The following is a 7,717-nucleotide window of genomic DNA, read 5'->3' as shown; positions in this document are numbered from 1 at the left end:
TCCCGTTAATAGTTCCCATAGTTAACGGGATCATTTCGGCATAATTCTTTTTTCGGCTCTCTTTGTGCTGAACCAAAATAGGCTCTTGGTTGTTTTCAGAGTGAGCGAGTCCCTGACCATTTAAGGCCACATATTTAGATGTCATATTTTTACCCTGTCTTAATTAATTTGATTTTCGGCTGTAGGGGTTATTTACATTCTCTATTGTTGGCGGGAATATAAAGCTTTTCATTACATCACCTCGCTGCGAGACTCAGCAATACGCTGTGATATCCAGTCATCTATTTCTGATTCAACAAAAGCAACTGAGCGAGTACCGATTTTGACTTGCTTGGGGAATCGGTTATCTGCAATGAGTTTGTAGATCCACGCTTTACCGTAACCGGTTCTGCGTTGGACTTCGGGTAAGCGAATGAGGTTTTCTTTAGGTATTGTGATTGCTGGCATGTAGCCCTCCTGTTATCGAGTCCTTGATTTTCTTTAGTGGACGTTTGTTGATGACAAGGGGAATATACAAAACTTATTTGGCGCTTTTTGTAATATTACAAACTCAAATGTAATATTACACGCTGATGTTTTTTAACCAGCCTGATACTGTGTTTCCTGATGGCACATCAAAACCTTTACTTTCAAGATCAATCCTTATATCACCATTATCAATATGAGAGCGTGGATTATTGGCTATATCTTGCCCATAATGAGCTGCTATTAGTGCATATATAAACTCTGCTTGCTTATTAGCCGTCTTGGATGATGTTTTTTTGCTAGCTGGCATACACATAGATACAAATACGTCTATGTCTTCTTTTTTAATTGCAAAGTATGAATTTTCCGGCAATCCAACACATGGCACAAAACTGTCATAGATATCACCTGTAATTTCAGCGTTCTTTATTTGCTTAAATCGCTCTATATGTGCCTTAAAAAACCCATTCTCTTCCTCTCTTTGAGACTGAGATAATTTCACTAATGCGATTAATTCATGTTCAAAGTCTATTTTTTGAACAATCTGAAATCTTTTTTCACCATCTGCCAATATTATTCCTTTCGCCTCATATAAAGATCTTTTGGGTTTTGGTAGCCCTTGCTCTTCACTGTATTTTTTTTCTGCTTCGTATTTAATGATTCCAATGTGCAGAGCAGACCAGATACCCTCGGTAAAGATTATTTTGTCACCGATTGGGGTTGCGTGAATTATAGGCGTATCAGGCAATAGAGCTTCTTGGCTAAGAAGATGAATATTTGATGTGATAGCTGTCTCTGGTTCGCTAAGCACATGGGATAATGGCTTGCTCGTGATTTGCACTTCACGTACAAAGCAGCAAGAGTGAAAAAAGATTGATGGTTTTAACTCACCGTCAGCAATCAGGCGAGCTACGTCAGAAACACTGATATCATCATTAAGTGTTTTTCGTAAATATTTTGCACATTCATTCAGATTTAACCATTTTCTTTTCCCCAGTATATCCAACTGCTCGCCTCCATGGTTTCCATGTCGTTATTTTGGTGTCTACTGGGGTAAATTCTACAACTTAATCATGCAGGTGCAAGTGTACAAAATCGGGTAGTTTTGTGGATAACTAGTGAGTATATTTTTCATTATTCGCAGAATTAAAGGGCTTGACTTATTATTTCCATTCACATTGAAATAGTCAGTCAGATCCCATGACTATCAAGCACGTTTAAACTTGCCATGCACCACATTTCCGCCTTGCTCTAGTGCATCCATGTAGTCGGCATACCATTGCAGCATTTCCCTGCGACCATCCAGATACTGGGCGTGATTGTAGGTTCCTCGGATACTGTTTTTATCAACATGAGCAAGCTGTGTTTCAATCCAAGCAGAGTTGTAACCCTGTTCATGAAGTATTGTGCTCATCGTGTGCCTAAAGCCGTGACCTGTGGCTCTACCGCTATAACCCATACGCCTAATCATCGTATTTAATGCCATATCAGATATATGCTTTCTATAATCAGTACGGCTAGGAAAAATATATTGATAACTACCGCTGATTGGGTGTATCTGTTTCAGTAACTCAATAACCTGTTCAGACAATGGCACTATATGAGGGCGGCGCATTTTCATTTTTTCGGCCGGAATTTCCCATATACCAGTATCAAAATTAATTTCTGACCACTCAGCCTTTCTTAATTCGCCTGGCCGAACTCCGGTTAATATAAGAGTCCGTAAAGCCACTCTAACAATCTGGCTTCCCATATATTTATCTATAGAAGAAAGGAATTCTGGTAACTCACTTACTGAAAGATGTGCGTAGTGTTCACGCTTATGAGGAACAAAGGCACTAGCTAAATCTGGCGCTGGATTATACTCCGCCCTGCCCGTAATAATGGCGTACTTCCAAACTTCACCGCAACGCTGGCGGACTTTCTTCAATTTCTCAGTTGTGCCGCGCTTTTCCATAACAGAAAGCACTTCGAGTAGTTCCATTGGTTTAATGTCAGCAATCGGGCGATCACCTATATAAGGAAACACATCTTTTTCGAATGCGTCCATCATGTCGTCACGATAACCGACAGACCATCTATCTTTTCTACCTTCGTACCATTCGAGAGCGATATTTTTAAATGTATTCTCAGACTGGCTAATTGATGCGACTTTCTCCGCTTTTCTGGCTTCACTCGGATTGATGCCGTTAGCTACCTGTTTTCTAGCCTCATCTCTTTTAGCTCTTGCCTCAGTGAGAGTTACAACTGGGTAGATACCTAACGATATCATTTTAGTTTTACCTGTGAACTGATAACGATAGCGCCAACCTTTAGATCCATTGGTTTAAACTAACAAAGATAGCCCGTTACCGTCCGCCAGCGTATATGATTTTTCTTTTGGCTTGGCACGCTTGATTGCCATGTCTGTCAGCTTCATAAATCACCAATATTGTATAGGAAAATTGTAGAGGGAATTTCTATACAAAAAACTATACAACAAATTGCATAGATTTAGGAAGACGACGCTAGACCTTGGGAGAGTTAGATATTGAAGTTTTCTTTGATTTTACTGAGGAAAATAGACTTTAAGAGACGTTGCGATAAGTAGAAGTGGCGGAGGAGGAGAGATTCGAACTCTCGGATGGTTTCCCATCGGCGGTTTTCAAGACCGCTGCCTTCAGCCGCTCGGCCACCCCTCCGCAATGCCGAGCACTATAAACATGAGGGTTTCCAATGTAAAGCATTTATCTGCTCAACTGCCGATAAATCACTCAAACCTCTATCTATTGGTCTATTTATTCAGCATGTTTGGTAATCTTTCTTGGGAGTAAGGATGATTTTTGCTAAATTGCTGACATTCTTATTGAATGGTTAAAAGGTTATGTTGGTATTTGAAGGTCGCGAGATCGAAACTGATGTACAAGGTTATCTAAAAAATAGTAGTGACTGGCAAGAAGCCATTGCTCCTCTGCTGGCAGAACAAGAAGAGATCACGCTAACTGAACAACATTGGGAAGTTATACGTTTTGTGCGCGAGTTCTACGAAGAATTTAATACTTCTCCCGCTATTCGTATGTTAGTCAAGGCGATCTCGCAAAAATATGGTGAAGAGAAAGGAAATAGCCGATACCTCTATCGCCTATTTCCCAAAGGGCCAGCAAAACAGGCAACAAAAATTGCAGGCCTCCCAAAACCAGTTAAGTGTATTTGATTTATTCATCCGTCACTCATGGCGGATGCTAAAATCAGTCATTTCTTCTACTTCACAAAATTGAGATTGAAAATAGTCAATCTTGGCGCTCGGTGGCCCACCCTGCTCCAACCAATGCGTTAACATTTTTATTTGTTCATCATTACCACAAGCGACTATTTTAACGCTGCCATCATTCATATTGCGGACATATCCCACCAGCTTGTTTTTCTTCGCCCAATGATAGGCTTGATAACGGAAACCAACTCCCTGTACCCGCCCGTAAACGTAAATAGTAATGCTGTGTCTAGTCATCATCGTGTTCCCCTGAGATAAGATAGTAAGAACTGTGGAACGTTAAACCTACTTTTGGTATTGTATTTTATATACGCAACAGCTAACCTGAAATTATGAGATGGCGATCACATGCCATCTTGGTTTCAAAAATAATTGCAATTCCGGTTACCGGGTGTGCTCTTGACATTTACCTTACTGCCCTTATATAAGAGTTATTGCAAGGTTTCTTTGGAGGTGACTATGATGATCGCCAGCAAATTCGGTATCGGCCAGCAAGTACGACATAGGTTGCTGGGTTACTTGGGTGTTGTTGTAGATATTGATGCTGAATATTCTTTAGAACAACCGCAGGAAAATGATATTGCATCTAATGCTACCTTGCGTTCAGCTCCGTGGTACCACGTCGTGATGGAAGATGATGATGGGCAACCCGTCCATACTTATTTGGCCGAAGCTCAATTGACTTATGAAACTTCAGATGATCACCCTGAGCAACCTTCCATGGATGAGTTGGCCGAATCCATCCGTAGTCAATTGCAAGCTCCACGACTACGAAATTAAACGCTTTTATTACCCTTACTCGAACTATTTCTATAAGGTGGTGAAGAATAAACGATCACTGCCTTATTCATTTTTCCAGGCCCAAACGTGGAATTTCAATTTTTGGGCAACGATCCATCACAACAGTCAATCCTTCTTTTTCTGCCAATGATTTTGCCTCTTTGTTAATAATATCCTTTTGTAACCAGAGCACTTTTGCTCCAATAGCTATTGCTTCCTCCGCAACACCATAGGCAGCTACCGCATTGCGAAAGACGTCAACCATATCAATGGAGCGTTCAATATCCGCCAATTGGCTCACAACAGTCTGGCCCAATAGAGATTGTCCCGCCAACTGAAGTCTAACAGGTATGACTTCATATCCTTGGCTCAATAAGTATTCCATTACCTTATAACTTGGGCGATCTGTTTTCTTACTCGCTCCAACTAATGCGATGGTTTTAACCTTTCCCAAAATATCCGCTATATATTGATCGCTCATGTGTCCTCCATATCACCAAACCGTTACTTCATGACACAGCAACGATTTTCATTTGGTTTATCTACTACAGTATTTATGATAATCACGGCTATTTTTTTTATCTTGCCATTTAAAAAATGGTAAAAGATTTATTTGAATAAAGGTATCACCATGGAATTAACGGCTTGCACCTTGACAGAATCAAAAAATATCGCGCTTGTCGCTCATGATCACTGTAAAAAATCTTTATTAACCTAGGTTATTATCCATAAGACATTGTTAGAAACACATACGTTATATGAGACTGGAACGACGGGAAATTTAATTCAACAAAAAGCAGGATTATCAGTTACCAGTATGTTGAGTGGGCCAATGGGAGGTGATCAGCAAATCGGTGTCCTGATTTCTGAAGGTAAAATCGATGTTTTAATTTTTTCTGGGATTCTCTGAATGCCTTTCTTCATAACCCCGATGTCAAAGCTTTGCTACAGTTTGGAATATTCCCGTTGCAACTAACCGTTAATCTGCCGATTTCATTATCAATTCTGCGCTTTTTTTTCAGAAAAAGTCGATATCTTCGTACCAGATTATCAACACTATTTTAATGAGAGATTAATGTAGTTTCAGCATCAAGTAGAAGAGTAAAACTCTTCCTATTTTTCATTTTTAGATTTTGCTGGAATTGATATTACTCTCTAGGGCTTACGTTGAGTCGGTACTCCCAATTTCCCCAATTGATGAATGAATATTGACGGATTTTTTGGTTCCTGCATCAACCAGAGCTGTTTTTTCGCCCGAGTCAATGCAACATATAAAAGACGACGTTCTTCTGCGTCGGGGAAATCCTCAGGTTTTGGCAATAAAGCCTGTTCTATCACAGATTCCCGAATTGGTGCTGGGAAACCATCTTGCCCATGATGCAATCCCAAAATAATGACATAATCCGCTTGCTGTCCTTTAGACGCATGAATTGTCATAAATTCAATATTTAAATTAGGCCAACGTGTCGAGGCTTTTTTTAATAATTTTGGCTTAAGATAGTGGTAACGTGCCAATAATAAGATAGTTTCCTGTTTGGTAACATAGCCACTCATTTTATTAAGTAATGTTTCCAATTGTTCTTCCGGTAAAATCACAACCGATTTTTTATTCCCTTTTACTAAGCTATTAAGTGGCTTACTCAATTGACTCGGATTTTGTTGAATAAATAGGTTAGCGATTTCAGCAATACGTTCACTGAAACGATAAGTCGTATCCAGTGTACATTCTGCCCCTTTCCCAAAATAGTCGGAGAATGCTGTCGTTAAAGTTAATTCAGCACCACTAAAGCGGTAAATCGCCTGCCAATCATCCCCTGCAGCAAATAGATGGCTTTGCTTGTTTTGCATTTTCAGCGCCGTCAATAATTTGGCTCTCAATGGTGAAATATCCTGAAATTCATCCACCAGAATATGTTTCCAGGGACTGATAAATCGTCCTTTTTCTAAGATATTCACCGCTTGATGGATTAAACCAGAAAAATCGACTGCGCCCTCCGCTTTCAACGCCGCTCTCCAAGCTTTCAGCAAAGGAGCCATAAGCCGAACACGCTTCTGAAATACAGAGGTATAAGCAGAAGGTGCCTGTTCAATCATCTCTTTTTGACTACTACCATTCATGCGCATTAATTCTAACCAGCGTTCTAGACGGACTGATAAGCGAAGCGCGAGTTGTTTATCGTGCCAATATTCACCTTCTGATAATTGCCAATCTAATTCTTCGGTCAACCATTCTCGCCAACCTTTCGCTTGTGCTTTTTTTTCACCACACTGTTTTTGCCATTCCTGAATGAGAAAATCCCTACGCTTTTGTACATCAGTTTCCAGCTCGCTGATTTTAGGTTCTTTATTACTCCCTTGCTGAATGATATGCAGTGCCAATGCATGGAATGTTTTTGCCTTTATTGCTTTTGTTCCCAGACGTGCCTGAATACGTTCATTCATTTCATCAGCAGCCTGACGACCAAAAGCCAGCAACAAAACCTGTTCAGGAAGTGCTTGCTGACGTAATAATAGCCATCCTGCACGTGCAACTAAAACAGAGGTTTTTCCGCTACCTGCTCCAGCCAAAACCAGAATATTCTTTTCGCCATTAATGACAGCCCGACACTGAGTACGATTCAGTGGCGAGATTTCTACGGTTCGGAAAAACTCCTCATACTGTACCAACATATGATCAATCCATTGCTGGTTCGTAGTTTGAACTGTTTTCTCACCCTCATCTAACCAATTTAGACAAATTTGGTAATCGTCACGACAGTTCTCAAATTGTGTAATTCGCTGTAAGGGCAAGGGTAATGACTGAAACGTTTCTTGAATTTGTTGCTGTAAAGATGCTAAATCGGCAGCGTTAATCCAACGTTTTTGTTGTTTAACTTTATCAATTTCATTCATTTGTGCTGCCAGCGCATCAGCACTGACATCACTCATATCAAGGCTCCATTTTTGCCATTCTTTTAACAGATGATGGTAAAAATGCTGTGTTTGCTGCCATTCAGTTCCATGCAGACGAACCACTTTTCCTTCAAGTAATTCAAATTCCAGTTCCCCCCAGACAATCCCTCGCTTACACTGAATACCTAGTAATTGATTAAATGGAATAAGGTATTGGTGTTTATCACCGCTGACTTCAATGCCAGCATTGAGTAGACGCACCCGATTATAAGGATGCTGAGCGAGACATTGACCGATTTGCGTTGATTTTAGTTCCATTGTCGTGGCACC

At 40.3% G+C, this 7,717-nt stretch carries 7 protein-coding genes, 1 tRNA gene and 2 pseudogenes; 3 read left to right on the top strand and 7 right to left on the bottom strand.

The annotated features are described in order from the left end of the window. Nucleotides 1–231: 231 nt before the first annotated feature. The 4 genes and pseudogenes from Xhom_RS09490 to Xhom_RS09475 all read right to left on the bottom strand — a co-directional run bounded on the left by Xhom_RS09490 (nucleotide 232) and on the right by Xhom_RS09475 (nucleotide 3,146). Entirely contained in the window at nucleotides 232–447 is a 216-nt protein-coding gene (locus Xhom_RS09490) for a helix-turn-helix transcriptional regulator (RefSeq protein ID WP_069316346.1), read from the bottom strand. A 115-nt stretch (nucleotides 448–562) separates the two neighbouring features. Then, nucleotides 563–1,471 carry a hypothetical protein gene (locus Xhom_RS09485; RefSeq protein ID WP_069316347.1) on the bottom strand — a complete coding sequence of 303 codons (909 nt, stop codon included), beginning with the start codon at nucleotides 1,469–1,471 and terminating at the stop codon, nucleotides 563–565. Between the two features lie 201 nt (nucleotides 1,472–1,672). Beyond that, nucleotides 1,673–2,884, bottom strand: a pseudogene (locus Xhom_RS09480) (tyrosine-type recombinase/integrase). A gap of 174 nt (nucleotides 2,885–3,058) precedes the next feature. Then, a tRNA-Ser gene (locus Xhom_RS09475) sits at nucleotides 3,059–3,146 on the bottom strand. 182 nt (nucleotides 3,147–3,328) lie between these two features. On the opposite strand from Xhom_RS09475, the gene tusE reads away from it, so the two are divergent. Next, on the top strand, nucleotides 3,329–3,658 hold the full coding sequence (gene tusE / locus Xhom_RS09470) for a sulfurtransferase TusE (protein WP_069316348.1): 330 nt from the start codon (nucleotides 3,329–3,331) through the stop codon (nucleotides 3,656–3,658). Between the two features lie 12 nt (nucleotides 3,659–3,670). On the opposite strand, the gene yccX is transcribed toward tusE, so the two are convergent. Next, entirely contained in the window at nucleotides 3,671–3,952 is a 282-nt protein-coding gene (gene yccX / locus Xhom_RS09465) for an acylphosphatase (RefSeq protein ID WP_069318448.1), read from the bottom strand. 222 nt (nucleotides 3,953–4,174) lie between these two features. Between yccX and hspQ the strand changes: the two genes are divergently transcribed. Next, nucleotides 4,175–4,495 carry a heat shock protein HspQ gene (gene hspQ, locus Xhom_RS09460; protein ID WP_198148757.1) on the top strand — a complete coding sequence of 107 codons (321 nt, stop codon included), beginning with the start codon at nucleotides 4,175–4,177 and terminating at the stop codon, nucleotides 4,493–4,495. Nucleotides 4,496–4,562: 67 nt separating this feature from the next. On the opposite strand, the gene Xhom_RS09455 is transcribed toward hspQ, so the two are convergent. Continuing rightward, a complete protein-coding gene (locus Xhom_RS09455; protein ID WP_069316349.1) occupies nucleotides 4,563–4,976 on the bottom strand; it encodes a CoA-binding protein in 414 nt (137 codons plus the stop codon). Between the two features lie 150 nt (nucleotides 4,977–5,126). Here Xhom_RS09455 and mgsA point away from each other — a divergent pair. Further along, a pseudogene (gene mgsA, locus Xhom_RS09450) lies at nucleotides 5,127–5,576 on the top strand (methylglyoxal synthase). A gap of 74 nt (nucleotides 5,577–5,650) precedes the next feature. On the opposite strand, the gene helD reads toward mgsA, so the two are convergent. Then, complete coding sequence (gene helD, locus Xhom_RS09445; protein WP_069316350.1) at nucleotides 5,651–7,705, bottom strand: DNA helicase IV; 2,055 nt, start codon at nucleotides 7,703–7,705, stop codon at nucleotides 5,651–5,653. Nucleotides 7,706–7,717 lie beyond the last annotated feature (12 nt).

It is taken from the genome of Xenorhabdus hominickii (genome assembly GCF_002632725.1).
Taxonomy (GTDB): Bacteria; Pseudomonadota; Gammaproteobacteria; order Enterobacterales; family Enterobacteriaceae; genus Xenorhabdus; species Xenorhabdus hominickii.
This window is presented reverse-complemented; position numbering and strand designations above follow the sequence as displayed.

Excerpts from the sequence above, each read along its gene's own strand:
- helD (WP_069316350.1), bottom strand. The coding sequence starts at position 7,705 with ATGGAACTAAAATCAACGCAAATCGGTCAATGTCTCGCTCAGCATCCT.
- Xhom_RS09455 (WP_069316349.1), bottom strand. The coding sequence starts at position 4,976 with ATGAGCGATCAATATATAGCGGATATTTTGGGAAAGGTTAAAACCATC.
- Xhom_RS09490 (WP_069316346.1), bottom strand. The coding sequence starts at position 447 with ATGCCAGCAATCACAATACCTAAAGAAAACCTCATTCGCTTACCCGAA.
- tusE (WP_069316348.1), top strand. The coding sequence starts at position 3,329 with ATGTTGGTATTTGAAGGTCGCGAGATCGAAACTGATGTACAAGGTTAT.
- hspQ (WP_198148757.1), top strand. The coding sequence starts at position 4,175 with ATGATGATCGCCAGCAAATTCGGTATCGGCCAGCAAGTACGACATAGG.
- yccX (WP_069318448.1), bottom strand. The coding sequence starts at position 3,952 with ATGACTAGACACAGCATTACTATTTACGTTTACGGGCGGGTACAGGGA.